The organism is Neorhizobium sp. NCHU2750 (genome assembly GCF_003597675.1).
Classification (GTDB): domain Bacteria; phylum Pseudomonadota; class Alphaproteobacteria; order Rhizobiales; family Rhizobiaceae; genus Neorhizobium.
Genome location: NZ_CP030827.1, coordinates 820,546 through 844,306, shown reverse-complemented (window position 1 = coordinate 844,306; position 23,761 = coordinate 820,546). Strand labels below are relative to the sequence as shown.

The 23,761-nt window shown below is 62.9% G+C and carries 27 protein-coding genes; 8 read left to right on the top strand and 19 right to left on the bottom strand.

Annotation, left to right across the window (positions count from 1 at the left end; all coding sequences use genetic code 11):
* Window positions 1-37 precede the first annotated feature (37 nt).
* The 8 genes from NCHU2750_RS04220 to NCHU2750_RS04185 all read right to left on the bottom strand — a co-directional run bounded on the left by NCHU2750_RS04220 (window position 38) and on the right by NCHU2750_RS04185 (window position 5,622).
* Window positions 38-1,333, bottom strand: coding sequence for a phage major capsid protein (locus tag NCHU2750_RS04220; protein WP_119939322.1), 1,296 nt, complete (start codon window positions 1,331-1,333; stop codon window positions 38-40).
* Entirely contained in the window at window positions 1,330-1,932 is a 603-nt protein-coding gene (locus NCHU2750_RS04215) for an HK97 family phage prohead protease (protein WP_119939321.1), read from the bottom strand. The genes NCHU2750_RS04220 and NCHU2750_RS04215 overlap by 4 nt, the downstream gene beginning before the upstream one ends.
* Window positions 1,933-2,038: 106 nt before the next feature.
* Entirely contained in the window at window positions 2,039-2,365 is a 327-nt protein-coding gene (locus NCHU2750_RS04210; protein WP_119939320.1) for a DUF6107 family protein, read from the bottom strand.
* A gap of 228 nt (window positions 2,366-2,593) precedes the next feature.
* Complete coding sequence (locus NCHU2750_RS04205; protein ID WP_119939319.1) at window positions 2,594-2,902, bottom strand: type II toxin-antitoxin system RelE/ParE family toxin; 309 nt, start codon at window positions 2,900-2,902, stop codon at window positions 2,594-2,596.
* Window positions 2,902-3,210 (bottom strand): CopG family ribbon-helix-helix protein, encoded by a 309-nt coding sequence (locus NCHU2750_RS04200; RefSeq protein ID WP_119939318.1) that lies wholly within the window; start codon window positions 3,208-3,210, stop codon window positions 2,902-2,904. The genes NCHU2750_RS04205 and NCHU2750_RS04200 overlap by 1 nt, the downstream gene beginning before the upstream one ends.
* Before the next feature lie 58 nt (window positions 3,211-3,268).
* Window positions 3,269-4,477 carry a phage portal protein gene (locus NCHU2750_RS04195; RefSeq protein ID WP_119939317.1) on the bottom strand — a complete coding sequence of 403 codons (1,209 nt, stop codon included), beginning with the start codon at window positions 4,475-4,477 and terminating at the stop codon, window positions 3,269-3,271.
* A gap of 108 nt (window positions 4,478-4,585) precedes the next feature.
* Window positions 4,586-4,894, bottom strand: a complete 309-nt coding sequence (locus tag NCHU2750_RS04190) for a Dabb family protein (RefSeq protein WP_119939316.1) — start codon at window positions 4,892-4,894, stop codon at window positions 4,586-4,588.
* Between the two features lie 59 nt (window positions 4,895-4,953).
* Window positions 4,954-5,622 (bottom strand): hypothetical protein, encoded by a 669-nt coding sequence (locus tag NCHU2750_RS04185; protein WP_119942913.1) that lies wholly within the window; start codon window positions 5,620-5,622, stop codon window positions 4,954-4,956.
* 185 nt (window positions 5,623-5,807) lie between these two features.
* Here NCHU2750_RS04185 and NCHU2750_RS31125 point away from each other — a divergent pair, with 185 nt between their 5' ends.
* Window positions 5,808-5,933 (top strand): hypothetical protein, encoded by a 126-nt coding sequence (locus NCHU2750_RS31125; RefSeq protein ID WP_256377700.1) that lies wholly within the window; start codon window positions 5,808-5,810, stop codon window positions 5,931-5,933.
* A 29-nt stretch (window positions 5,934-5,962) separates the two neighbouring features.
* Here the strand turns inward: NCHU2750_RS31125 and NCHU2750_RS04180 are convergent, their stop codons facing one another.
* The 3 genes from NCHU2750_RS04180 to NCHU2750_RS04165 form a co-directional block, all read right to left on the bottom strand.
* Window positions 5,963-7,378 (bottom strand): DNA-packaging protein, encoded by a 1,416-nt coding sequence (locus NCHU2750_RS04180; RefSeq protein ID WP_245480332.1) that lies wholly within the window; start codon window positions 7,376-7,378, stop codon window positions 5,963-5,965.
* Window positions 7,379-7,394: 16 nt separating this feature from the next.
* Window positions 7,395-7,973 carry a hypothetical protein gene (locus NCHU2750_RS30815; RefSeq protein ID WP_205583874.1) on the bottom strand — a complete coding sequence of 193 codons (579 nt, stop codon included), beginning with the start codon at window positions 7,971-7,973 and terminating at the stop codon, window positions 7,395-7,397.
* A gap of 343 nt (window positions 7,974-8,316) precedes the next feature.
* On the bottom strand, window positions 8,317-9,114 hold the full coding sequence (locus tag NCHU2750_RS04165) for an SDR family NAD(P)-dependent oxidoreductase (protein WP_245480331.1): 798 nt from the start codon (window positions 9,112-9,114) through the stop codon (window positions 8,317-8,319).
* 174 nt (window positions 9,115-9,288) lie between these two features.
* Between NCHU2750_RS04165 and NCHU2750_RS04160 the strand changes: the two genes are divergently transcribed.
* From NCHU2750_RS04160 to arsC, 3 genes are all read left to right on the top strand, one after another.
* Window positions 9,289-10,179, top strand: a complete 891-nt coding sequence (locus NCHU2750_RS04160; RefSeq protein WP_119939314.1) for an AraC family transcriptional regulator — start codon at window positions 9,289-9,291, stop codon at window positions 10,177-10,179.
* Between the two features lie 205 nt (window positions 10,180-10,384).
* On the top strand, window positions 10,385-11,302 hold the full coding sequence (locus NCHU2750_RS04155) for a dihydrodipicolinate synthase family protein (RefSeq protein ID WP_119939313.1): 918 nt from the start codon (window positions 10,385-10,387) through the stop codon (window positions 11,300-11,302).
* A gap of 4 nt (window positions 11,303-11,306) precedes the next feature.
* Window positions 11,307-11,729, top strand: coding sequence for an arsenate reductase (glutaredoxin) (gene arsC / locus NCHU2750_RS04150; protein WP_119939312.1), 423 nt, complete (start codon window positions 11,307-11,309; stop codon window positions 11,727-11,729).
* A gap of 3 nt (window positions 11,730-11,732) precedes the next feature.
* Here the strand turns inward: arsC and NCHU2750_RS04145 are convergent, their stop codons facing one another.
* A complete protein-coding gene (locus tag NCHU2750_RS04145; protein ID WP_119939311.1) occupies window positions 11,733-13,193 on the bottom strand; it encodes a protein adenylyltransferase SelO in 1,461 nt (486 codons plus the stop codon).
* 183 nt (window positions 13,194-13,376) lie between these two features.
* On the opposite strand from NCHU2750_RS04145, the gene NCHU2750_RS04140 reads away from it, so the two are divergent.
* Window positions 13,377-13,715 carry a hypothetical protein gene (locus NCHU2750_RS04140; RefSeq protein WP_119939310.1) on the top strand — a complete coding sequence of 113 codons (339 nt, stop codon included), beginning with the start codon at window positions 13,377-13,379 and terminating at the stop codon, window positions 13,713-13,715.
* A 197-nt stretch (window positions 13,716-13,912) separates the two neighbouring features.
* Window positions 13,913-14,080 (top strand): Thivi_2564 family membrane protein, encoded by a 168-nt coding sequence (locus NCHU2750_RS30335; protein WP_162939486.1) that lies wholly within the window; start codon window positions 13,913-13,915, stop codon window positions 14,078-14,080.
* 121 nt (window positions 14,081-14,201) lie between these two features.
* Here the strand turns inward: NCHU2750_RS30335 and NCHU2750_RS04135 are convergent, their stop codons facing one another.
* The 4 genes from NCHU2750_RS04135 to NCHU2750_RS04115 all read right to left on the bottom strand — a co-directional run bounded on the left by NCHU2750_RS04135 (window position 14,202) and on the right by NCHU2750_RS04115 (window position 17,810).
* The gene (locus NCHU2750_RS04135; protein ID WP_119939309.1) at window positions 14,202-14,426 is read right to left on the bottom strand and encodes a hypothetical protein; all 225 of its coding nucleotides are present in this window, start codon (window positions 14,424-14,426) and stop codon (window positions 14,202-14,204) included.
* Between the two features lie 84 nt (window positions 14,427-14,510).
* Window positions 14,511-15,671 carry a pilus assembly protein TadG-related protein gene (locus tag NCHU2750_RS04130; protein WP_245480330.1) on the bottom strand — a complete coding sequence of 387 codons (1,161 nt, stop codon included), beginning with the start codon at window positions 15,669-15,671 and terminating at the stop codon, window positions 14,511-14,513.
* Window positions 15,672-15,904: 233 nt separating this feature from the next.
* Window positions 15,905-16,312, bottom strand: a complete 408-nt coding sequence (locus NCHU2750_RS30330; protein ID WP_162939485.1) for a hypothetical protein — start codon at window positions 16,310-16,312, stop codon at window positions 15,905-15,907.
* A 166-nt stretch (window positions 16,313-16,478) separates the two neighbouring features.
* Window positions 16,479-17,810 (bottom strand): aspartate aminotransferase family protein, encoded by a 1,332-nt coding sequence (locus NCHU2750_RS04115; protein WP_119939306.1) that lies wholly within the window; start codon window positions 17,808-17,810, stop codon window positions 16,479-16,481.
* A 298-nt stretch (window positions 17,811-18,108) separates the two neighbouring features.
* On the opposite strand from NCHU2750_RS04115, the gene NCHU2750_RS04110 reads away from it, so the two are divergent.
* Window positions 18,109-18,978, top strand: a complete 870-nt coding sequence (locus tag NCHU2750_RS04110; RefSeq protein ID WP_162939484.1) for a LysR family transcriptional regulator — start codon at window positions 18,109-18,111, stop codon at window positions 18,976-18,978.
* Here the strand turns inward: NCHU2750_RS04110 and NCHU2750_RS04105 are convergent, their stop codons facing one another.
* The 3 genes from NCHU2750_RS04105 to NCHU2750_RS04095 all read right to left on the bottom strand — a co-directional run bounded on the left by NCHU2750_RS04105 (window position 18,979) and on the right by NCHU2750_RS04095 (window position 22,677).
* Window positions 18,979-19,962 (bottom strand): GGDEF domain-containing protein, encoded by a 984-nt coding sequence (locus NCHU2750_RS04105; RefSeq protein ID WP_119939304.1) that lies wholly within the window; start codon window positions 19,960-19,962, stop codon window positions 18,979-18,981. It abuts the gene before it with no gap.
* A gap of 121 nt (window positions 19,963-20,083) precedes the next feature.
* Window positions 20,084-21,676, bottom strand: coding sequence for an EAL domain-containing protein (locus NCHU2750_RS04100; protein ID WP_119939303.1), 1,593 nt, complete (start codon window positions 21,674-21,676; stop codon window positions 20,084-20,086).
* 80 nt (window positions 21,677-21,756) lie between these two features.
* On the bottom strand, window positions 21,757-22,677 hold the full coding sequence (locus NCHU2750_RS04095; RefSeq protein ID WP_119939302.1) for a LysR family transcriptional regulator: 921 nt from the start codon (window positions 22,675-22,677) through the stop codon (window positions 21,757-21,759).
* Between the two features lie 155 nt (window positions 22,678-22,832).
* Here NCHU2750_RS04095 and NCHU2750_RS04090 point away from each other — a divergent pair, with 155 nt between their 5' ends.
* Window positions 22,833-23,609 carry a type 1 glutamine amidotransferase domain-containing protein gene (locus NCHU2750_RS04090; protein WP_245480329.1) on the top strand — a complete coding sequence of 259 codons (777 nt, stop codon included), beginning with the start codon at window positions 22,833-22,835 and terminating at the stop codon, window positions 23,607-23,609.
* Window positions 23,610-23,761 lie beyond the last annotated feature (152 nt).

Sequence of the window (23,761 nt, the reverse complement as noted above, 5' to 3'; positions counted from 1 at the left end):
GGGAGGGTTGGGAGGGGTCTTTTCCGACGGCTTGCCGTCAGCTCGCGGCGAACTTCACCAGCTTGATCGCCTCGAAATTCTGCACCCCGCCGCCGACGCGCTTGGTGGTGTAGAACAGCACATAGGGCTTGGCCGAATAGGGATCGCGCAGGATGCGGACACCGGCCCGGTCGACGACGAGGTAGCCGGAGCGGAAGTCACCGAAGGCGATCGACAGCGAACCCGCCGCCACATCCGGCATTTCTTCGGCTTCCGCCACCGGGAAACCCATCAGCGAGGCGGGCTGGCCGGCTGTGGCCGGCGGGCGCCAGAGATAGTTGCCATCGGCATCCTTGAACTTGCGGATATCGGCCTGGACCTTGCGGTTCAGCATGAAGGTGCCGTTCTGCCGGTGGCCGGCCTTCAGCGCATAGATGACATCGACCAGCGTGTCGGAGGGACCGGTCGATTTCCATGCGCCCGCCGCACCGGTGGCGATATAGCCGAGATTGCCCCAGCTCCAGCCATCGTCGGCGACAGCGGTATAGGCGAGAAAGCCCTTCGGCTTGTTGATGCCGTCGCCACGGATGAAGGCATCGCCCTCCTGTTCGGCAAAGACGATATCCACCTCGCCGGCGATCCAGGCCTCGATATCGACCGCGGCATCGTCGAGCAGCGCCTGGGTTGCCGCCGGCATGGCATAGAGTTCCATGGTCGGGAAGGAGAGTTCGGCAAGCTGCGGCGCATTGGTCTGCGGGCGGGCCGCCGTTTCCGCCACCCAGCCGGTGGCAAGGCCCGCCGTGTTGAACGGCTTCTTCAACACGGAGGTCGAGACGGTGCGCACGGAAGACAGCGCCCGCATCGGCGAGACGACCGAGACGCGCCGGCCGATTTCCGTATCGGTCTCGTCGGGCACCAGATAGCCGCCATCGGCGCCGGAACCCGCCGACATCGCCTTGGCTTCCAGATCGCGCAGGCCCGCCTCGTCGCCGCGGCGGATATAGGCGTCGAAGGCCGCCTTGTGCTCGACCGCCTCCGGCGACAATTCACCACCCATGCCGCCCCCCATGCCGCCACGGAAAGAGCCGAGCTGCGGCCGGGCCTTTTTCAGCACCAGCTGGTCGAGAAGCTTCTTCTGGTCGTCGATGGCCCGGTTGATGCGGTCGACCTTGTCGCGAGTGACGACATCGGCTGTGAGTTTCTGCTCGATCTCGCCGAGCCGCTGGTCATTAACATCCTTGAAGGCCTCGAACGCCTCCATGAAGTCGTCGAAGGCGGCCGTCATGGTTTCCGGCACTGCCTTCACTTCAGGTGCGACCTTGGCCGGTGCCGCTTTCATTGCCTGTTCACTCATATCGATCTTCCCTTGAGGCTTGAGGTCCACATCATCTTCGCCGCCCGCCGCATCTGGTGGACGAGTTCGGTTTCGCGGTCGCGGAAGAACCGCGCATGCTTGACGTCGGAGACCCTGGCCGATGGCAGCATCGGAAAGGTCACGACGGAGATTTCCCAGAGGTCGGCTTCGAGGATGCGCCTGACACCGGTCTTCGCATCGGTGCGGGCCTTGACCGTGCGAAAGCCGATCGACAGCCCATCCAGAGCGCCGGATTTCATCAGCGAGAAGACCTCGCGGGAGCGGCCGACGCCCGGTGCCAGCACGCCCTCGACATAGAGGCCTCGGGCATCCTCCCGGATCGTCTTCCAGGCGCCGATCGGTTCGTTCGGATCGTGCTGGTAGAGCATCCGCACACCGGGCGCGCCGCGGGAGACGAGCGAGTTCAGAAATGCGCCGCGCTCGATCCTGTCCTTGCCGAGATCGACCTCGCCGAAGACGCTGGCATAGCCGGAAAACATCCCGTCGCCGGTGATGCCGGCAAGTTCCAGGCTGGCGAATTTGCGTGCATCGGGGCGGAGTGCCCGGTGCGAGGGGCTGCGCGTCTTAGTGGAGCGCATGGGGGCGCGGTGCCCGCGGTCAGCGTGCATGAAGGTCTCCCTGATTTGGATTATTGCGGCCTTACGGGCGCGGCAGTCTCCATTCTCCCCGCAAGGGGAGAGGACTTTACCGCCTGCCCCCGTAGCGTTCCGCCACCCGCGACAGCGCGCCGAGCGCCCACCAGGCGCAAAGGCTTGCGGCGGCCGAACCGGCGAGCATCGTCTCAGGCCCGGAGATCATGCCGGCAAGGCCGAGCCGTTCGGCGAGCCACAAGCCCGTCGGGCCGCCGAAGATCAGGCCGCAGGTCATGCCGGTCGAAAAGCGGCTTGCCGCCTCGCGACGGCTCTTCGGCAGAAGATAGATCAGCGACACGCCGGCACCTGCGAAGGCGCCTGCCGTCTTTGCCGCCCAGACGCCAAGGAACGCGCCCGGATCCTGTCCGAGGTCAGCCATAGTCAACATCCTGTCGGTTGGAGGAGCGGGCAGCGCCATGCGCCACACCGGTCGCGGGCCTTCGGGCATGGGTATGTGCCTGAAGCCCAGACCAAGCTCGCGGTATCGGATTGCCGCTTTTGCCACGGCGCTATTGCTCAATGTTCAGAATCGCTTGGGGCGCGCACTTGAGAGATTGAGTCGTCAGGCTCAGAGATTGAGTGAAGGGGTGGAGGCAGGTAGCTACGCTCAATCGAGTTTGAACTGCGGATATTCGAGCTCCACGTCTCTCGGTACCTGACGGCCATGACGAATAGCGACCACCATGATGCCTGCCTCGTCTTCCTGATAGTCGATCTGATAGGGCGCTGAAACATAGCGCCGAACGCCTTCGGTCCCATCTACTGGCGGCCCGATCTGTGGGTATTCACCGATCAACTTGACCGCAGCCCTGATCTGCTGGACGACGGCCAGTGCGACGCGCCTATCGAATTTTGCCAGATAGCCCTGCTCCCGTTTGAGATAGGCCAAGGCTCGATCCGAGATCCTGGTTTTCATCAGGCGGCATCTTCTCGTGAAAGACGCTCAAGCTCGGCGAAGACCTCGTCGGCATCATGAACGCGGCCAGCCTTGACATCCTCAAGGCCCTGTCGAATCTCAAGCAGATCGCTTCCCTCATTAATGAGGTAATATTTCAGCGCCCGCACGATCACCCAGCTGCGGCTGCGATCGGCGGTTTCGGCGATCTTTTCGATATCGTCGAGGATATCCTGCGGCACGCGCAGCGTGATCGGGTCGGACAGTGCGGGCTTGTCCGCGCCTTTCTTCTCGGCGCTTTTCTGGTCCGCATCTTTCCTGTTCACCATGACCGGCCTCCAATTTGTAATACGGCGTATTACAAATTACACCCGCAGGCGGTTCGGCTCAATAGCCCACCGCCTGGCGCTTTTCCTCGTCGGTGAGGAAGGCGGCTGAGCCGACACGGGCCCAGAGCGCCTCGCGCTCGCCGGACAGGCCGGCGATCCGGTCGAGATCCGGTTCCAGCCGCAGGCCGTCATGCATCTCCGACAGCCAGGCGGAAAAGCTTGCCGCCGTGCGGGCGATCAACGGCAGGACGGTCAGGCGGTAGAAGGCGCGGTTGGCCTCCTGGTAGTTGGCATAGGTATTGTCGCCGGGAATGCCGATCAGCATGGGCGGCACGCCGAGCGCCAGGGCGATATCGCGGGCAGCCCCGTTCTTCGCCTCGATGAAATCCATGTCCTTCGGCGAAAGGCCCATCGCCTTCCAGTCGAGCCCGCCTTCGAGCAGGAGCGGCCGGCCGGCATTGACGGCACCGGCATAACCGGCCTCCAGCTCCTCCTTCAGCCGCTGATACTGGTCGGCAGAGAGATTGCCGCCATCCTTCGGCTGGTAGACGAGCGCGCCGGACGGCCTTGCGGAATTGTCGAGCAGCGCCTTGTTCCAGCCTGCGGCGGCATTGGAGAGGTCGAGGGCCGCACCGGCTGCGACAAGCGGCGAGAAGCCGGAATGATCGTCGAGCGGGTGAAACAGTTTCAGATGCAGCAGCGCAAGCCGGCCGTCATCCACCTCTGCCGGCAGCCTTCGCGTGGTTGCGCCGGCACGATAGTCATAGGCCGCAATCCAGCCGTCGCGACCCTCGACGACACTCACCCGGTCGGGCCGCAGCAGATGCAGTTCGCGCAGCGTGCCGCCGATCGCCAGCGGCTCGACATAGGCATTGCCCGACAGAAGCAGGTGGCCGTAAAGCGCCTCGAAGAAATCCGGGCCGCCCTGTCGCCCGTTCGGCCGGGAGAGCAGCGCAAGCGCCGGATGGTCGACCACTTCCTGCGTGCCCCGATAGGCGAGCCACGGCACGGCGGCGGCGGCCTCGGCGACCATGCGCATCGCCCGGTGGGCGACGGGGTTCCTCATGAAGCCGGCCCTGGCCAGCGCCGCATAGGAGCGGCCCGACCAGTGCGCCGTCCCTTCGCCCGAAAGCACGGCGAAGGCGGACCCCGCCCCTGCTGCCATCTTCACATCCGTCACCGGCATGTGGCCTGCCATCGCCTCACGATCAGGCACGGTTTTGCGTTCCCCCGTGGCAGGCCACGGCAGGCGAAAGGGAGATTTCATGGTGAAACATCCTTGTGTGTGATGCGGACAGAGTGATGGGGATCGCTGTCGCGGGCCTGCAGCGTGGCGCGATCCTGAAGATCGCGGTTCACGCTTTAAGTCTTTTCGTTATTTGAGCGGCGTCTTGACCGCCTTGTCGCTGTCGAAATCGGCGGCAATCCTGACTTCGCGGATCGGCCGCACCGTCTCGGTCGACTTGTTGTAGATCGGGTGCGCCTTGTAGGCGGCGAGTGCCGCTTCATCCTCGAATTCGCCATAGACGATGAGGTCGATCTCGGTGCCCCACTGGTCGGTCTTCACATTGGTGCCGATCTCGAGCAGCGTCGCATGCGGGTTTGCGGTCAGCATCGAAAGCCCTGCCCGAACCTCTTCGAGATTTTCGGGCGTGGCCGTGAAAAACACGATATGGCGGATCATGAAACCTCTGCGAACCTCATCAATGGCTGCAGGCTGCCTATCATGCGTGCCTCAAGGCTTCAATGCGCGGACTGATACTCGTTCCCATGCTCAGGCGAGAGCCCGGCCCCAAGCGCTGCGCGAAATGTTCTCGCATAGCTCGCCACCAGCGCCGCCCTGTCAGTGCCGTTGATGATCTTTCTGGCGCTCGCAAAATCGGCCCGGCCGCCCGAAAAATAGTCGGCGAGGCTCTTGCCGGTAAAAGAGCCGGCCCGCATGCCGCCGATGAGGATCGCGACTGTGGTGTGAAGCTCCATGGCGCGGGCCGGATCGGCGACGAGATCGATGCCGGTCAGCGCCGACATGGCCTGGTAATTCTTCCTGTGGGTCAATTGCAGGAAGCCACGGCCGAGCCAGGTCCTGCCGTCTGCATCATAGCGCCAGTAAGGTGTTTTGACCGAAGCGAGCCGGCCGGCTGCAAAGGCGCGGTCGAGCCGCCGCACGGCCTCCTCGTCGGATGGTGCCAATGTCTCGCGCACCGGCTGCATGGTGGCCGCCGTCTCGTGAAAGGCGGTGGCGAGAATATAGGCTAGGGCGTCATCGCCACCGGCCTTCGCCCTCGCCGTTTCCGGCAGCGCTTCCCAGCCATCGAGAATCGCCTCCAGGCCCTTGAGCTGAGCTGTGGTCAAATGCCCGCGAAACAGGGTTTTGCGCAGGCAATCGCAGAAACCGCGTCGATCCGTCGCCATGTTAAGCATACCCCTTTACCGCGGTCGTTCACCGCGTTCCGAGTTTCAATCGGTTTAAGAAAACTAAATCGTTTTAACGGCTTAAGGGCCGATTTACTTTTGCCGCCGGCTATGGAACCAATATCGCCATGCGACGTTATGTCGGCGCTCTTCCATGATGGTGCAGCGCAACAAAAAAGGAGATCATGATGATGCAGCAGACCAGCCCTGCAGCCCCTTCGAAACCGATCCCCCAGGACGTTCTGGATCGCATGGAATCCGAATGGAAGCAGATGCAGGACAACACTACGCGCCAGCCGAACCAGCGCTGATCTTCACTTTGCGGGCCGCGAACCGGGAGCTACAAGCCCCTCACCCGCGGCTCGCCCTGCCCTTCCAGGACCAGCGCCGTCAATGCCCAGACGAGCGCATCCAGCCGGTCGGGAGAGCGGCCTGACGAGAGGCCATCCGGGCCGAAATCGCACATCTGGTCTTCCAGTTCGACGAACCGCCCGGCATGGGCGACGCGCCGTTGCTCGTAAAGTGCGGCCACAGGTTCGGCGCGGGTGAATTTTCCGCGCGTGGCATGGACCATGGTGATCGGCAGCGCCACCTCGACGCTTCTCAACATCGCCGCCACCATCTCGCCGCCCTGGTTGCCTTCCGCCACCACCCGGTCGGCCTCGAACTGCCTGTAGGCATCGACCACCGCTTTTGCCCAGCCGGCAGGTGATGCGCCTTCCACCGAGCGGTCGGCCAGAACCACAGCGCGGCCATCGCCATCGATGCCGGCCACCACGATGCCGCAACAGGAATATTCTCCCATGCCCGATGGCGGATCGACCGCCACGACGATGCGCCGCAAGGCCGGAACGAGGCGGATGGTGCAGGCCTCGATCTCGGCCCGCTTCCACAGCGCGTCGTCGCGGTCGTCGATCATTTCACCGTCGAGTTCCTGCCTTCCCAGCCTTGTGCCGCCATAGCGCCTTTCGAGCGCCTCGATGAAGCCCGGCGCCAGATTGTTGCGGTTGCCGCCGGTCGCAATTTTTACCAGCCGGGTCGAAGGGTCGGCGATCAGCCGCTTCAGGACCGGCACCGGCCGCGGCGTCGTCGTCACCAGCTGCCTCGGATCGCGGCCCAAGCGCAGGCCGAACTGCAGCATGTCGAACGTCTCTTCGGCATGTTTCCATTTGCCCAGTTCATCGCACCAGGCGAAGTGAAATTGCGGGCCGCGCAGCGCCTCCGGGTCTTCGGAGGAAAAGATCTGCGCCACCGCGCCATTCGGCCAGACGAGCCTGCGCCGCGATATCTCGAAATCCGGGCATTTGCTGCGGGCGATGCGGCAGATGCCGGAGACACCGTCGATCATCACCTCGCGGGCATCGCCGAGCGTCTCGGCCACCAGCGCGATTCTCAGCGAAGAACGTGCGCCCTCAGAGGCAAGCGCATGCACCCATTCGGCGCCGGCCCGCGTCTTGCCCGAACCGCGCCCGCCCATGATCAGCCACGTGCGCCAGTCGCCGGAAGGCGGCTTTTGCTCGTCGCGGCCGTTGAGAGACCAGAGACGCTGAAGGCGGGGAGCGTGCGGCACCCATCCGGCATCCCCCTCGGCGACGGGCCGCAATGGCGGCTTGTCGTCCAGTGGTTTCTCCTCCACCAGTGGTTTCTCTTGCCGCGGATTGTCGGTGCTGCTGAAGGCGCCCGCCGCCAAGGCATTGCGTTGCCGCTGCAAGACTTCATCTATGGCCGTCATCTCGCCCTCATGCTGCTGCAGCATCACTATGGCTTCGGCTTCAGCCGGTGTCGGTCGGTTGCGGTTGATCCCCTCCCTCACTGCAGCGCTTGCCTGGATCAATGCCAAGTGCGACACAGCGCTTTTCAAACATCTCCTGCGCGCGCTGCCAGATAAGCCCGTCAACCTCACGAACCGCCTCCTCATAGCCACCCTCGTCGGCCAGCCGTTCGGCCTCGATCTCGCGATCACGGGCGAGCTGGCGCTGCAGGCTGTCGACCTTTTCCAGCGTGCGGACGATCAGGCTCATCGCGTCGGTCGCCGCCTTCACATCGGCGCGGGCAAGTTTTTGTGCTGCCTCGTCGCCATCGGTCAGCGCCGCTGCGGCGCTCTCGCGCATCTTGCGGAAGGTGGAAAACTGCTCGCGCATCTCCACCGTCATGTCGTTCAGGATCTGGCGCAGCTGGTCGGCGGGAGACGGCAGGGCATCGGCCGACTTGACCTCCAGCACGGTACGCACCTCGCCGATCAGTTCACCATCCTCCATCTGAAAGTCGGCTTCATAACGCGGGCGATCCTGCCAGAGGCCGAACAAGGCGGGGTCGAACCTGTCGAATTGATCCGGTTGGGCTGAGGGCATGAGGAAGGTCCCCGAAAAGCGTGTCGATCAAGGATATGCAATCGCGGGCAGGCAAAAAAACGCGCCGCCGGCATTTTCGCCCGCAGCGTCTGCATCCCCGTCCGGCAATGTGTTGATAGGATCGGTCGTGTCTTTCGCCAGACCCTCGTTCGGGGCCGCACCGGCGCAGCTCTTCGACCATGCATGAACCCTATCAAAGCACCGTCACGCCGTCAAGGATTATTTTCCTATATGCGGAATCTTTCTTCAGGCGGGCACGCGTCGTCGCTTTCGCGGCAATGCCTGTCCGCCTGACACCGAATGCCTTCACACAGTTCGGACGACGTGCCTCAAATGACCTGCCTCAGATGACCTGGCCACCGGAGACTTCGATCCGCTGGGCGTTGATCCAGCGATTGTCCTCGGTCAGCAGGCTGGCGATCATCGGGCCGATATCGTCGGGAACGCCGACCCGGCCAAGGGCGATCATGTCGGCAAAGGTCTTGTTCATCTCGGGCGTGTCACGCACCGCGCCGCCGAGGAAATCCGTCTCGATCGCGCCGGGTGCCACCGTGTTGACGGCAATGCCGCGCGCGCCGAGTTCCTTGGCCATGTAGACGCTGAGGATTTCGATGGCGCCCTTGACCGCGGAATAGGCGGAAAAGCCGGCAGCGGAAATGCGGGTCAGGCCCGAGGACAGGTTGACGATCCGGCCACCATCGGCGATCAGCGGCAGAAGTGCCTGGGTGAGGAAAAACACGCCCTTGAAGTGGACATTGACCAGTCCGTCGAACTGCGCCTCGGTCGTATCGGCCAGAAGTGCATATTCGCCATGACCGGCATTGTTGACGAGGTGATCGAATGTGTCGCGGCCGAACGTGTGCTGCAATGCCGCGCGCAATTCTCCGACAAAGGCCGGGAAGGACGAGACATTGCCGGTATCGAGCTGAAAGGCGGCGGCCTTGCGGCCCAGCGCCCGGATCTCGGCCACCACGGCGTCGGCTTCCTCCTTCTTGCTGCGGTAGGTGATGATGACGTCGCTGCCCTTGGCGGCGATCCTGAGGGCCGTGTTGCGGCCGAGACCGCGGCTTGCCCCGGTGACGATGGCGATCTTTGCGCCGTTTGCTGTGATGTTCGTCGTTGTCGTATTCATCGTCGTCATGGCGGAACTCCTTGCTTTCATGTGCCGGCCAGAACCCGATGGAAGGGACGGCCTCTGTTGACGAGGCGACTATCGCCCGGACACGCGGTCCGCGGTTGCCGGAAGCTCGGCGTTCTTTGCCTATTCCTCCAAATGCGATTTACGCCGAGCTGAAGCCTGTGTAGTCTTGCGGCCATGACAGACACATTGCTCGACGCCGTTCGCCGCTATTCCTTCGCCCATGCCGATCACACAGGTGTGGCGTCGACGCCGATCAGTGGCCTGACGGTGATCCGGGCCACGGCGCCGAGCGAGCTGCAGCACATGATCGCCTCGCCGCTCGCCTGCCTGGTGTTGCAAGGCAGCAAGCATGTGATGATGGGAAATCAGGCCGTTGATTTTCAGGCGGGAGATTCGATGCTGATTACCGCCGACGTGCCAACGGTCAGCCAGATCACCAAAGCGAGCGCGAAGGAACCCTACTTCTCGATGGTCATCACGCTCGATGCAGCCATCATCGCCGGGTTGATCGAGGAGATGGATGCTGCACCGGATCCGGGCGGCACGGCGTTGCGTCTTGAACCCACCAATACCGAGGTTGCCGACAGCGCGCTCAGGCTTATGCATTTGCTCGATCGTCCGAGTGCAATCCCGCATCTTCATGCCTCGCTCGTTCGCGAGATGCATTACTGGCTGCTCGCCGGGCGGCATGGCGCCGCGATACGCCGGCTTGGAAGCGCGGATGGCCATGTCCAGCGCATAGGCCGGGCGGTGAATGTGCTGCGCGCCGATTTCGCCAGGGCCATGCCGGTCGAGGAGCTCGCCGCGCTGGCGGGCATGAGCCCGTCGTCATTTCACCAGCATTTCCGCTCTGTCACATCGCTGTCGCCGCTGCAGTTCCAGAAGCAGTTGCGCCTTATCGAAGCGCGGCGACTGATGCTGGCCGAAGGCGCCAATTCCAGCATGGCCGCCTTCAGCGTCGGCTATGAAAGCGTCCAGCAGTTCAACCGCGAATATCGCCGCATGTTCGGCCTGCCGCCGGTAAAGGAGATACAGAGCGCAAGGATGCGCCAGCTGGCCGCCTGAGAGCGGCCCGGCGCAAACCTCGACCGCCGACACTGTCGGTCGGCTCCGGCATCACTTCTGGCACCGTCGACGCCGGAATCTGGCCCCTTGCCCGCCGGATGCAATCCCTCATAGTGGCCGTCCCTATGCCGACCCTCACCCAAGGGCCCTCACCCATTGCGTCCCCTAGTGCCGTTACCTCATGCCCCCTCTGCCGGAGTTTTCGATGCCTGCCACAGCGCCTGCCTTTACCGGTCTTTCCGCCTTTCCGATGACGCCTGCCAGTGAGGCCGGCCGGGTCGATACCGAGGCCCTGCAGCGGCTTCTTTCGCGCATCGCCGAGGCTGAAACTAACAGTATCGGCCTGCTCGGCAGCACCGGCACCTATATGTATCTGTCGCGCGAGGAGCGGCGGCGGGCGGTTGCGGCGGCTGTCGAATGCGTCGGTGGAAAGATCCCGCTGATCGTCGGAGTGGGCGCGATGCGCACCGACGAGGCGGTGGCGCTTGCCCGCGATGCGGCGTCGGCCGGGGCCGATGCGCTGCTGCTCGCACCGGTTTCCTATACGCCCCTGACGGAAGACGAAGCGTTTTTGCATTTTGAGGCCGTGGCGTCGGCGACCGACCTGCCGCTTGCCATCTACAACAATCCGTCGACGACGCATTTCTCCTTCTCCGAGGGGCTGATCGCGAGGCTTGCCACGCTTGCCAATGTCAGCGCGGTGAAGATGCCGCTGCCGAAGGACGGTGATTTTGCAAGCGAGATCAAACGGCTGCGCGCGGCCGTGCCGTCGAATTTCGCCGTCGGCTACAGCGCCGACTGGGGCTGCACCGAGGCGCTGCTGCAAGGCTCCGACTGCTGGTACAGCGTGGTGGCCGGCCTGTTGCCGAAACAGACGCTTGCCCTCGCCCGCGCGGCGATGGCCGGCGACCGGGCCGAGGCGGCACGTCTCGATGCGCTTTTTGCCCCGCTCTGGACGCTGTTCAAGACGCATGGCAGCCTGCGCGTCGTCTATGCGGCGGCCAACCTGATGGGGCTTTTCAACGCCAAACCGCCGCTGCCGGTGCTGCCGCCGGCGGCCGACGCCATGCCGGCAATCGAGGCGGCTTTGGCCGCATTGGAAGACGCGGATCTGGAGGCCTGAGGGATTGGACGTCACCATCTACCACAACCCGGCCTGCGGCACCTCGCGCAACACGCTGGCGATGATCCGCAATGCCGGCATCGAGCCGCTGGTGATCGAATATCTGAAGACCCCGCCCTCGCGCGAGGCGCTCCTTACGATGATTGCCGATGCGGGGCTCACCGTGCGGCAGGCAATCCGTGAAAAGGGAACGCCCTATCTGGAGCTCGGGCTCGACGATCCGGCGCTCTCCGACGCGGCGCTCATCGAGGCGATGCTCGAACACCCGATCCTGATCAACCGACCTTTCGTCACCTCCCCGCTCGGCACGCGTCTGGCGCGGCCTTCGGAACGAGTTCTCGACATCCTGCCGGACAGCCACAAGGGGCCGTTTTCCAAGGAAGACGGCGAAGCGGTGATCGACGGGAACGGCAGGCGGATCGGCTGACCGTCACGTGCCGCAAAACGTCCGCGTCACCCGCTCTTCCGGTGTCGGCGGGGTCATCAGGTCGGAAAAATCCGGGCGCTCCTCATAGGGTTTTTCGAGAGCTTCGAGCAAGCGCTCGAAGAAGGAGAGATCACCGTAATTGGCGGCCGAGATGGCCTCCTGGATGCGGTGGTTGCGCGGGATGATGGCGGGGTTGACGGCGCGGATCGCGGCCGGTCTTGCGGCAGCGGCATCCGGCTCGGCGGCAAGCTTGTTGCGCCACGATGCCAGCCATTCGGCAGGTTTCTCAGGCTCGGAGAACTCTCCCAGGAAACGCTCGTCATCACCTTCGGCGGCATTGGCCAGGGCCCTGAAAACGAGGGTGAAATCGGCTTCCTGCTGCTGCATGATCGACATCAGCTCCTGCACCAGTTCGCCATCGCCCTCGCCTTGCGTAACAAGCCCGAGCTTGGCGCGGAAGACGGCGATCCATTCGGCCTGGAAGCGCTCGCCGAATTCACCCAGCACGGCATTTGCCGCCTCCACCGCCTTGTCCTGATCCTCGTCGATCAGCGGCAGCAGGCATTCTGCCAGCCTTGCAATATTCCACTGGCCGATGCCCGGCTGGTTGCGATAGGCGTAGCGGCCGCCCTGGTCGATCGAGGAAAACACCTTCATCTGGTGGTATTCGTCGAGAAAGGCGCAGGGGCCGAAATCGATCGTCTCGCCCGAGATGGTCATGTTGTCGGTGTTCATCACCCCATGGACGAAGCCGATGCCGAGCCAGCGGGCAATCAGCGCCGCCTGGGCGAAAGCGATGGCACGCAAAAGCGCGGCATAGGGGTTTTCGGCCGATTTCAATTGGGGGTAATGCCGGTCGATGACATAGTCCGCGAGCGTCTTGACGCCCTCGGTATCGCCGCGGGCGGCAAAGAACTGGAAGGTGCCGACGCGCACATGGCTTGCCGCGACACGGACGAAGACGGCGCCCTGTTCCGGCATTTCGCGATAGACCTGTTCGCCGGTGGCAACGGCTGCCAGCGCCCGTGTGGCCGGGATGCCGAGCGCATGCATGGCTTCGGAGACGATATATTCGCGCAAGACCGGTCCGAGTGCCGCGCGGCCATCGCCGCGGCGCGAAAAGGGCGTCGGGCCGGCGCCCTTCCACTGGATATCGCGACGCAGGCCCTTCTGATCGACCACTTCACCGAGCAGGATGGCGCGGCCATCGCCGAGCTGGGGAACGAAATTGCCGAACTGGTGGCCGGCATAGGCCATGGCGAGCGGCGACGCCCCCTGCGGCACGACATTGCCGGCAAGCGTTGCAGCGAGCCGGTCCGGGTCGGAAAGATCGACCTCTATGCCCAGTTCGCTTGCCAGCTTCTCGTTGAATTTCAGAAGTTTTGGCCCCTCCACCGGCTCGGGATAGACGGAGGCGAAGAACTTCTCCGGAAGGCGCGAATAGGAATTGTCGAAATGGAACACGGGGTGTCTCCCAAGGGCGAGGCTTGACCTGTCGCCGGGGCAGCGAAACAGATTGCCGCGGGCTTTTTACCAATATGGGAAATTAGCGCATGCGAACAAGCCGATATCCCTCATTCGGGTGAAGCCCACACTTTGCCGGCCTGCTAGCCATGGCATGTCCGACAACCATGCCAAGGGGGTAACATGCTGGCAAGACGCAGTTTTCTGACCGTAATTTCCGCCGTCGCGCTTTTTTCCGCGCCGATGGCATCGGCCGCCGAATTCGACTGGAACGGCACCTGGAGCGGCAAGGCCGCCAATGGCCGCAGCACGGTGATCAAGATCGCCAAGGGCAAGGTCGTCTCATGGTCGTCCAACGGCCAGTCGCAGAAGATCGGCGCCTCGTCGGTGTCGAAGTCGACCGTGTCGATCACCCATGCGGAAGGCGCCAAGGTGACATTGACGCCGAAGGGCGAGGATGCGGTGACCTATACCTGGCGCGGCACCAATGCCTCGTCTTCCGTCACATTGAAAAAGGGCTGACCTGCCAGATGCTTGCAAAGAAAGGCTCGCGCAGGCGGGCCTTTCCGTCACGCCTTGCTCCGATCCGGCGGATGCGATTGCGCACCAGCGTACAAAGCCGCCGCTATCTTGTTGTCTCCCCTTCCCTTTTGACGATCGGCCCATAATTACGCCGGGGTGAGTGGCGCAGGACGCGCCCGAAAAAGGAGAATGGGGCTATGGGTCTTTCAATTCTGATCAGCATCCTGATCACCTTCCTGGTGATCGTGCTGGTTCTCTATCTCATCAACATGCTGCCGCTCGATGCGCGGATGCGCCAGATCGCCCGCGTGATCGTCATCATCATCGGCATCATCTCGCTGTTGAAATACCTTGCCGTGTTCTGAGGCCACGTTTTGAGGCGAGCCATCGCCTTGTCCTTCGCTCCGGCGGGCCCTGCGAGGAATTCTCTGCGGGACCCGCCGGAGCGGGGCGGCTTTCGCCCTGGGAGACGTTTTTAGGCTGCAGTCAGGAATTCAGGCTTTTCAGGTGGCTGACGACTTCCGCCTGGGCCCGGTCGTCGAGCACCTCGACCTGCTCTCGCCAGAACTCGGCCGCCATGTAGGGTTCCTCGTCCCATAGCCGCGTCTCGATGATATCGTCATCCATCTTGGCAAGACGCGTGCCGCCGAGACGGCGATATTCCTCGGCCAGTTCAAGTGCATGGGTCTTTAACGCATCCATATCTTGCATGGCGGTTCCCTTTCTTTTCATTCACAGCAGAACAGTCAACTCGTGCCGGTGTTCCCAAAGGAATATTCTCAGCCGTGTCGAGTTTCAGTTGGTCAGCCGGTTGACCGGCTTGATCGTGTTGTCGGCGACCGCCTTGAAAGAGGCGACCAGCGCATCCATCGTGTCCGGCTGGTAGTAGTTGGCCGCCGTCGAGGCACAATACTGGAGCAGCGCCTTGCCGCGATCGGGCGCCATGAAAGCGATCGTGTAGATCCGGATGCCGGATGCCTTGGCGGCATCGCAGCCATTGCGAACGCTCAGATCGAGCTTCTGGCTCCATGTCGTGCCATTGCCGGTCATCTCGCCATCGGTCATCAGCACCATGATGCGGTCGGAGGTCTTGTTGTTCTTCTTGGCCTGGGCAACGCTTTCCGGGTCTGTGCCGTACTGGTTCTTCTGAATGTTGGTGGTGGCGGTGGTGACCGAACTGGTGGCATCGGTGCCGCCGGTCGGGTTCATCGTCATGCTGGTGACATAGGTGCGCGACGCCGTCGTGCCCCAGGCCATGGCCGACTGGCCCTTGATGCCATTGGTATAGGAGATCGTGCCGGTGCGGACATAGCGGGTGTTGGGATCGGACTTATCGAGCGCATCGAACAGCGTGGCCGCCGCCTTTTTCAAAGCCTCGATCTTCGTCACATAGGTGGTCTGCTGGCCGATGCAGATGCCGAGCAGGTTGAGGATACAGGTCGTGCCCTTCACCGTCGTGGTATTTTCGGCCATGGAGCCGGATTCGTCGAGGAGGATATCCATGGATATGCCGTTCGACGCCGCCGCCGTGCCGCTTCCCGCGCCCGCGCCTGCACCCGACAGGGTATTGCTGGCGGCCGAGACCGCGACCGACTGCCCGGCGAACAGGCCGGTCAGCGGCGTCAAGGCGATATTGGCGTTGGAGGTGACGGCGACGGCATAGGTCTTGGCGCCGGTTGCTGCATCGGTGGCGGAATTGATCGAGACCACCGTCGCATTCTTGACGGCGGCGATCTGGGTGCTGTCGACATAATTGGCAAGCTGGCCCGCGACGAAATCCTTGCCGAGCGTCTGGGCGGTGGCGGTATCGGCGCCATTGGCCATGGCACCGGAGACGGCAAGCGCCGCCGCATCGGTCGCCTCCTGCAGCTGGCGTTTGGAGAGCATCAGATTGGTGACGTCGATCGCCAGTCCCGCACCGCCAAGCAGAACCGGCAGGATGAGAGCAGTCATCATCCCGAAATTGCCGGCACGGTCCAAGACGATGCCGCGATATGACTGATCAAAGCGTCGCATGTCCGCGAAAACGGACAGCATGCGAAATGGTGCCAACGCATATTCACATATGCTTAATTACCTGTGATTGCGGCGACCAATTTGTGCAACAACGGGAAAATGCCGGATACCGATGCCAATGCAGCAGTCCGCAAGGTCAGCGCGTTGCCCCCGTCTTCACGTCACATAAGGCGTCACGTCACATAGGGCGTCAATTCGAGCAGCTGTTTTTCCTCTCTCACGCCGATGCGGTAGAGATAGACGAGATTGGCGGCAAGCACTTTCGGATCGGCATCGGCGCACAGGCCTTTTGCACGCAGCTGAAAATAAACCCTGCGAATCATGAGCACGTCCCCGGCAGCGATAATCTGATCGGTCATCATGGCCGTCCAGTTATGAAACAAGAACTGCAAGCATCCTTGCACTCGGTTAACCAATAAATGATGCGGGGACAGAAATGGAAAGTCCAGCGTCGAGCAGCGGCTTCGCAACGAACGAAAGTCCTTTGGACACAAATTCCAGTATTGTGTTGAAGAGTTGCAACGCCATTGCGCGGCAACGGCCGGATGTTCGTCGCCATTGCACCAGAAATCCGACTCCATGTCGCAATCATACAGGCGCAGCAGGCGGTTGAACTGCCCGGAGACAATCAGCCGCCCGGTTTCGTATCGGCCGAAAGAAACGCCAAACCCGGCGACAATGCCGCCGGGTTCGCACAGGCTGAAAGGTAGATGCCGGCCACCGAACCTCAGGTCCGGCTTCGGAGAGTTATCCCCTCTGCGCCGCCTCGATCGCGTCGGACATGATCGCGACGCCGCGGTCGATCTCGGCCTCGGAGACGGTGAGCGACGGGGCGATGCGGAAGACGCCGCCCATGCCCGGAAGCTTGACGATGTTCATCGACAGGCCGCGCAGCATCGCCTCTTCCATGATCCTTGCCCCGAGTTCGAAGCCCGGCGCCTTGGTGTGGCGGTCGGTGACGACTTCGAGCCCGAGCAGCAGGCCGCGGCCGCGGACATCGCCGACGCATTCGAAACGCTGCTGCAGCTGCAGGAGCCCGTCCTTGAGGCGCTTGCCGCGAGAAATCGCCTGCCCGACCAGATTGTCGCGTGCCACGACATCGAGCACGGTGACGCCGACGGCTGCCGGCAGCGGATCGGAGACGTGGGTGGTGTAGAAGAGAAAACCTTTCCGGTGCGCCTTTTCCTCCACCTCGGCGCTGGTCATGACGGCGGCAAGCGGCAGGCCGGCACCGAGCGTCTTCGACAGCGTCATGATATCGGGTGTGACGCCATCACGCTGGAAGGCGAACATGTTGCCGGTACGGGCAATGCCGGTCTGCGCCTCGTCGAGGATCAGCAGCATGCCGCGCTCCTCGCATTTCTTCTTGAGCGCGGCGAGATAGCCGACGGGCAGTTCGAGAATGCCGCCGGACGACAGGATCGGCTCGGCGATGAAGGCCGCGAGATTGCCGGTCGACTGGCTGTCGACGAGCTGGAAGGCATCATCGAGCTCCGCCTGCCAGTCGTTGGAACCATCCGGGTTCTTGAAGCGCGGGCGATAGGAATTCGGCGCGGGAATGACGAAGGAGCCGGCAGAGGCCGGGCCATAGCCCTTGCGGCCAGCGCTGTAGGTGGCGGATGCGGCGGCACCCGTCATGCCGTGCCAGCTCTGGGCAAAGGCGACGATCTCGTGCCCGCCGGTAACGAGCTTTGCCATGCGGATCGCCGCCTCGTTGGATTCGGCGCCGGTGGTCAGCAGCTGGACGCGATCGAGACCGGGAGCGAGAGCCGCAAGCCGGGTGGCAAGCTCCACCACCGGGCGCGACAGCATGCCGGAAAAGAGATGGGCGACGGCACCCATCTGGCGGTTGACGGTCGAAACGATGTCGGGATGGGTGTGGCCGAGCACGGCGCTCATCTGGCCCGAGGTGAAGTCGAGGATGGCGCGGCCATCGGCATCATAGACATAGCTTCCCTCGGCCCGCTCGATGATGACCTCCTCGAAGGCCGGTCCGTAGCGGGTGAGATGCTTGTTGGCATCGGCCCAGAAGGCGGCATCGTCGTTCAATGAAGCGGACGGTTTTGCACTATTGTCCATGGCGGTTTTCCCCTTTTTTCGATCGTGATGGAGCGGGCTGTCGCATGTCGAGAAAAGACCCCTCCCAACCCTCCCCACAAGGGGGAGGGCTTAACCCAGCCGCGCTGCCGAGGCCCAATGGTGCCGGGCGAGTGCCGCGGGTTTTCTCCCCCCTTGTGGGGGAGATGGCCGGCAGGCCAGAGAGGGTCCTTTCACATACGACAACCCATAATCGACCCTCACGGTGCAGGTGTCTGGCGCCAAAGTCCAATTGATAGTATTTCAATCCGATATCGATAAATCTGATATCGTGACGCCCATGCTCGATCTCGACCTGCTGAAGAATTTCGTCACCGTGGCCCGCACCGGTTCGATCAGTGTTGCGGCGATACAGGTCGGGCGGACGCAGTCGGCGCTCAGCATGCAGATGCAGCGGCTTGCCGATCAAGTCGGCCAGGCTCTCCTGCAGCGCACCGGCGCCGGCGTGCGGCTGACGGCGTCCGGCGAGCGACTGCTTGCCCATGCGGAGCAGTTGCTTGCCCGGCATGATGAAATTCTGGCCGATATGGGCGGGCCGACGCTCAAAGGTTCGGTCAGCCTCGGCTGTCCGGAGGATTATTCAATCGCCTTCCTGCCGGAACTCCTGAAAGGTTTCTGCGCCGCCAATCCGGATGTGGAATTGCGGATGGTCTGCGCCCCGACGATCGGCCTCAAGCCGCTTCTGCAGCGCCGACAGATCGACATGGCGCTGGTGTCGCTTGCCGATCCCGGCCATCCGGATGTGATCCGTCGGGAGAGCTTCGTCTGGGTGGCGGACAGGAAGCAGCCGCGTGTCTTGGACAACGAGGTTCTGCCGCTGGCGCTGTCCGCCCCGGCGACGCTCGACCACCGCGCCGCCTGCGATGCGATGGAGGCGGTCAACAGGCGCTACCGGGTGGCCTTTGCCAGCGACAGCCTGGCCGGGCTGGTGGCGATCGCCCGCTCGGGCCATGCCATCAGCGTGCTGACCAAAACGGCCGTTCCACCGGATCTGTTCATCGTGGCCGAGGACCTGCCGCCCTTGCCGACGATCGGCATTGCGCTGGAATTTGCCGAAAGCCGGCCTTCGGCAGCGGCGGCGATGCTGGGCGAGCATATCAGGCAGGTGTTGCCGCTGGTGGGCGAGACGAATGGCGCCGGGCGGCTCTGATCAGACGGAGCCGAGCCTGGCATTCGGGTCGAGGCTGATCTGGTCACGGCCACGCATCTTGGCGGCGTAAAGCGCCAGATCGGCGCGGCGATAGAGATCGTCGGCCGTTTCGCCGCTTTCTGCAGAGGCGATGCCGGCGGAAAACGTGTAGCGGAAGCTTGTCTGATCGGGCAGCGGACGCGACTTCCTCACCGCATCGAGCATGCGACCGACCAGGGTTTCGGCTTCGTCCGCCATCGTATTGGGCAGGACGAGGACGAATTCCTCGCCGCCGACACGGCCGAAGACATCGGTCTTGCGTATCTGGCGCTGCAGCGTTGCGGCGAAATCCCTCAAGACCAGATCGCCGACCGAATGGCCGAAACGGTCGTTGATATATTTGAAATTGTCGATATCGAGCACGGCGATGCAGCCGACCCGGCCCCATCTCGCCTCACCGGCCGATCCCTCGCTCATCTCTTCCTGGGCCGCCAGCATGTCGTTGAGCTTTGCCATGACGAAGCGGCGGCTCGGCACGCCGGTCAGCTCGTCGGTCTGCGAGGCCTTAATGGCATCGTCGCGATCCTGCCTCAGCGTCCGCTCGTCGGAACGGATGGAGGTGATGTCGCTTGCGACGCAGAGCATCCAGCCATCGGCCATCGTCGTCTCGGTCATCCACAGCCAGCGGCCGTCGTGCAGATCGGTCTCGAAGGCGCGGAAGCCGGCCTTGCCGCGGCGCGACAGGGTGGAAGAGAGCCAGGTCTCGAAATCCCGAGCCTTGATGATCGTCCCCTGCCTCGCATGGAAATTGCGCCGCATCAGCTCGGACCACACAAGTCTTTCGTCATCGCCCCTTTCGTCATCACCGATGAACCACGCCGCCCGAAAGGCGCGGTTGGCGTAACACAGCCGGTCCTGATCATCGAAGACGGCGACAAGCACACCGGCCTCGTCCATCAGTCGCGCCGTCTGCAACAGGGTGTGGCTATCGCCCAAGGTCTTCATGTCCTCAGAAAGGGTCGGTCATCCCATATCTAAGCATGACGTGTGAAATATATGTTAGAAGAATCGACAAACCCTGATGAAACAGCGCCTTGCAGGCGAAAATCAGTTCTCCTGTCGCGCTTCAGGCAGCAGAACGGATGACTTCCGGGGCGGCACCGTAGCGCCGGCGGGCCTCCTTCTGGAAAGCGATGAAGGCGGCGGCCTCCAGCGGTTTCGAAAACAGCCAGCCCTGGCCGAAATTGACGCCGTGCCGGCGCAGATAATCTGCCTGCTCTTCCGTCTCGACACCCTCTGCAACGGAGAGAAAGCCGAGTTCGCGCGCCATTTCGATGATGTGCAGCGTCACCGAACTCGTCGCTGTGCCTCGCCCGATCGTATCGATGAAGGACTTGTCGATCTTCAGGGCATCCATGGGCAAGCCCTGAAGATATTGCAGGCTGGAATAGCCGGTGCCGAAATCGTCGATGGCGACCGTATGGCCGACCCTGCGGGCACGGGCGAAGGTCCTGTTTGCCGCCTCGATATCGATGAAGCCGCGTTCGGTCGCCTCCAGCAGGATCTGCTCGTTGCGGATGCCGGTACCCGACAGCTTGTTGACCAGCAGATCGAGGATACGGCCGGTCCGGATATCCTCGGCCGACAGATTGACGGCGACATGCAGGCCGCGATCCTCGACCAGAAGGGAGCCGAGTTCGCGCACCACGGCATCGACCACCTGATCGGTGATCGGCTTGATCAGGCCGGTCTCCTCGGCAAGCGGAATGAACAGGTCCGGCCGCACAAGCGTGCCATCGGGCCGCTTCCAGCGGACGAGCGCCTCCGCACCGACGCAGATATTCGTCGCAAGCTCGATAATCGGCTGGTAATGCACGACGAATTCGCGGTTCTGGACGGCGAGTTCCAGCTCGGCGCGTGGCGAGAGCCGGCGTTTCGACAGAAGAACGACGATGGCGACGATGAAGGCGGCAATGAACAGGCCGACCGGCAGCAGCAGCAGGAGTTCCGTTTTCAGCCGGTGATAGACCATGCGGGCCGGCTCGGTGACGACGGCGATCACGCCCTTGCCTTCCACCTTGGCGAACATGCGACCGTCCTCGATGCCGCTCGGCTTTCCACCGATACGGTGCTGGGCAAAGACGATATCGGCATTGTTGCGCATGTCGATCAGCAGGCCGGTGGTATTCATCAGGGCCAACGACACTTCCGGGGTAAGGCCGACATCGACGAAACGGGACGGCGCGATCAGGACATAGTGACTGCCGAGGCTGAGGCCCAGAACCGGTTTGCCGATGCTGATGGTCGGCATGAGCCGAAGCGTGACGTCGAAACCGTCCGGCGTTATGTAGTCGACATGGGAGTGCTCGACGGTATCCGTCACCGCACCCCATGAGGTGCATTTCAGCCGGCCATTATCGAAATAGCCGACCTCGCTGACGGCATCGGTGTTGATGGTGGCGATCCGCATCAGCGCGATATGGGACGGCGAGCATGGCTCGACCCTGGAGGCGTCGACATAGCGGAGCGCCCAGCCTGCTTCCATAAAGGTGTTCTCGGCCCGCGCCACCGCCCTTTTGCCGGCCCGTTGCAGCGCATCGAGTTCAGTGCCGGTGGCAATCCGCCAGGACGCATAGGCCATGACAGCCAGCGGGACAATTGCCCCGACGACCGCCAACACTGCCCCCAGTGCTATCACCCTCATTCGTCTCGGCTGCATCTGTCATCCCCGTCCGAGATAGTGACGATACAAGCATTTCGTTAATAGCAGCACCAGGCATCGGCTAAATTGCAACGCGGTCACGAAAGCGTGCTGTCCGACCGTGACAGGTCCCGCGCCACATCGACGATCAGCCCCCGCAGCCAGCGGTGGGCGGGATCGTTGCGATAGCGCACATGCCAGGCCATCTCGACCGGGAAGGTACCGAGATCGACGGGTGCGGGCAGCACCTTCAATCGTGGATCGAGCGCGAGGCGGCGGCAGATGAGAGTCGGCAGGGTGGTGCAGTAATCGGTGACGGCGATGAGTTCGGGGATCGACAGGAAATGGGTGACGGAGACCGCTACCTCGCGCTTCAGCCCCTGCTTTTCGAGCGACTGGAACAGGCCGGCACGCAGGCGGCCGGGCGGCAGCATGTTGACATGCTTCAGCCGCTCGTATTCCTCGCGGGAAATGCTGTCGCCGATCTCGGGATGATCGGCACGCAGCACGCAGGCAAGCCCGTCATTCATCAGATGCTGGACGACCAGATTATCCGGCGGATCGACCGGCCGGCCGAGCGCCATTGCCGTCGTGCCGGATAGAATGCCGGTCTCGGAGAGGTCGCTGCCGAAGGGCGTGAGGCGCAGCCGGATCCCCGGCGCCACGTCACGCAGCCGGGCAACGATTGCCGGCACCAGCACGAATTCCACATAGTCGTTGGGTGCGATGGTGAACAGCCGCTCGGCGGTGCCGGGATCGAACTCCTGCTGGCCGAGCACGACGTCATCGAGCTTTGCCAGCGCCTCGGCGATGGCAGGAGCGATCTCCTGCGCCAGTTCCGTCGGGCGGATGCCGTAGCGCTCGCGGACGAAAAGCGGATCGCGCAGGGTCTCGCGCAACCGGTTCAGCGCGTTTGACAAAGCCGGCTGGGTGATGCCGAGGCGCTCGGCGGCGCGGGTGACATTGCGCTCCTCCATCAGCACGACGAAGACCGGCAAGAGGTTCAGGTCGTATCGCATTCGAATACAATACCTATTCAGTTATATAGCAAAGCGAATATCTGGAATAACATAAATAAATTTCCGAAATGTGTCGAGCGGGCGCATCGTCATTCTTGTCCAAGGCGGACGGAACACTTCAAAGGAGAAAGACGATAAGCAAGGGCAAGGTTCTGGTGATCGGGTCGAATGCAACCCGGATCGAAACGAAGGACGGACGCACGGGTGCGACCGGTCAGTATCTCAACGAAACGGTCGTGCCGATGCAGGCACTGATCGCCGCCGGCTACGAGGTGGTGCTGGCAACGCCGACGGGCGGCAAGCCGCATATGGACGAGGCCTCCGACAGCGCCGAACATTTCGGCGGCGACGTTGCCGCCTATGAGACGGCCAAGGCTTTCTGGAACGACGATCCGTCGATGAATAGCGGCCTGACGCTGAAGGGCGCCATCGAACAGGGTCTCGACACCTATGCGGCCATCTTCGTGCCCGGCGGCCAGGGCCCGGTCGTCGACCTGATGACCGATCCGGACATGGGCGAAATCGCCCGCCATTTCCACGAGGCGGCAAAGCCTTCCGCTTTCCTCTGCCACGGCCCGGCCGCAACGGTTGCCGCCATGCCGCATGCGCGCGAATTCCGCTCGGCGCTGATTGCCGGCGACGCAGAAAAGGCTCGCGAATGGGCAAAGGGCTGGCAATATGCCGGTTACAAGATGACAGTATTTTCCGACACGGAAGAAACGGTCGTCGAGGATTATATTCTGCATGCCAAGCTCTATTTCAACATGATCGAGGCGCTGACGGCAGCAGGTGGTAACGTGAGCAAGACGAAGGTGGATTTCGAGCCGAACGTGGTCATCGACCGCGAGCTGATCACCGGCCAGAACCCGCGTTCGGACCACCCGATCGCCGCCGCCCTGATCGAGGCACTCGATCGCAGGCAGGCTGCCTAAGGAGTTGTGCCTTAACGGAAGCAATACCCCCTCTGCCCTGCCGGGCTTACCTGGGTCGAGCCACAGGTCTCGACCCGCTCTTCGAGCCCCCCACAAGGGGGGAGAAAACGTGCCGCAATCCCCTGCCTGAATCGGGCTTCAGCGGGGCGACT

Bases quoted from the DNA above. Each gene is read 5' to 3' on its own strand.
- NCHU2750_RS04165 (WP_245480331.1), bottom strand. From the start codon at position 9,114: ATGACGACGATGAATACGACAACGACGAACATCACAGCAAACGGCGCA.
- NCHU2750_RS04100 (WP_119939303.1), bottom strand. From the start codon at position 21,676: ATGCAGCCGAGACGAATGAGGGTGATAGCACTGGGGGCAGTGTTGGCG.
- NCHU2750_RS04200 (WP_119939318.1), bottom strand. From the start codon at position 3,210: ATGGTGAACAGGAAAGATGCGGACCAGAAAAGCGCCGAGAAGAAAGGC.
- NCHU2750_RS04105 (WP_119939304.1), bottom strand. From the start codon at position 19,962: ATGAAGACCTTGGGCGATAGCCACACCCTGTTGCAGACGGCGCGACTG.
- NCHU2750_RS04160 (WP_119939314.1), top strand. From the start codon at position 9,289: ATGACAGACACATTGCTCGACGCCGTTCGCCGCTATTCCTTCGCCCAT.
- NCHU2750_RS04185 (WP_119942913.1), bottom strand. From the start codon at position 5,622: ATGGCGACGGATCGACGCGGTTTCTGCGATTGCCTGCGCAAAACCCTG.
- NCHU2750_RS31125 (WP_256377700.1), top strand. From the start codon at position 5,808: ATGATGATGCAGCAGACCAGCCCTGCAGCCCCTTCGAAACCGATCCCC.
- NCHU2750_RS04135 (WP_119939309.1), bottom strand. From the start codon at position 14,426: ATGCAAGATATGGATGCGTTAAAGACCCATGCACTTGAACTGGCCGAG.
- NCHU2750_RS30335 (WP_162939486.1), top strand. From the start codon at position 13,913: ATGGGTCTTTCAATTCTGATCAGCATCCTGATCACCTTCCTGGTGATC.
- NCHU2750_RS04195 (WP_119939317.1), bottom strand. From the start codon at position 4,477: ATGAAATCTCCCTTTCGCCTGCCGTGGCCTGCCACGGGGGAACGCAAA.
- NCHU2750_RS04095 (WP_119939302.1), bottom strand. From the start codon at position 22,677: ATGCGATACGACCTGAACCTCTTGCCGGTCTTCGTCGTGCTGATGGAG.
- NCHU2750_RS04110 (WP_162939484.1), top strand. From the start codon at position 18,109: ATGCTCGATCTCGACCTGCTGAAGAATTTCGTCACCGTGGCCCGCACC.
- NCHU2750_RS04130 (WP_245480330.1), bottom strand. From the start codon at position 15,671: ATGATGACTGCTCTCATCCTGCCGGTTCTGCTTGGCGGTGCGGGACTG.
- NCHU2750_RS30815 (WP_205583874.1), bottom strand. From the start codon at position 7,973: ATGCCCTCAGCCCAACCGGATCAATTCGACAGGTTCGACCCCGCCTTG.
- NCHU2750_RS04115 (WP_119939306.1), bottom strand. From the start codon at position 17,810: ATGGACAATAGTGCAAAACCGTCCGCTTCATTGAACGACGATGCCGCC.
- NCHU2750_RS30330 (WP_162939485.1), bottom strand. From the start codon at position 16,312: ATGGAGTCGGATTTCTGGTGCAATGGCGACGAACATCCGGCCGTTGCC.
- NCHU2750_RS04180 (WP_245480332.1), bottom strand. From the start codon at position 7,378: ATGCTGCAGCAGCATGAGGGCGAGATGACGGCCATAGATGAAGTCTTG.
- NCHU2750_RS04210 (WP_119939320.1), bottom strand. From the start codon at position 2,365: ATGGCTGACCTCGGACAGGATCCGGGCGCGTTCCTTGGCGTCTGGGCG.
- NCHU2750_RS04140 (WP_119939310.1), top strand. From the start codon at position 13,377: ATGCTGGCAAGACGCAGTTTTCTGACCGTAATTTCCGCCGTCGCGCTT.
- NCHU2750_RS04190 (WP_119939316.1), bottom strand. From the start codon at position 4,894: ATGATCCGCCATATCGTGTTTTTCACGGCCACGCCCGAAAATCTCGAA.
- NCHU2750_RS04155 (WP_119939313.1), top strand. From the start codon at position 10,385: ATGCCTGCCACAGCGCCTGCCTTTACCGGTCTTTCCGCCTTTCCGATG.
- NCHU2750_RS04205 (WP_119939319.1), bottom strand. From the start codon at position 2,902: ATGAAAACCAGGATCTCGGATCGAGCCTTGGCCTATCTCAAACGGGAG.
- NCHU2750_RS04215 (WP_119939321.1), bottom strand. From the start codon at position 1,932: ATGCGCTCCACTAAGACGCGCAGCCCCTCGCACCGGGCACTCCGCCCC.
- NCHU2750_RS04220 (WP_119939322.1), bottom strand. From the start codon at position 1,333: ATGAGTGAACAGGCAATGAAAGCGGCACCGGCCAAGGTCGCACCTGAA.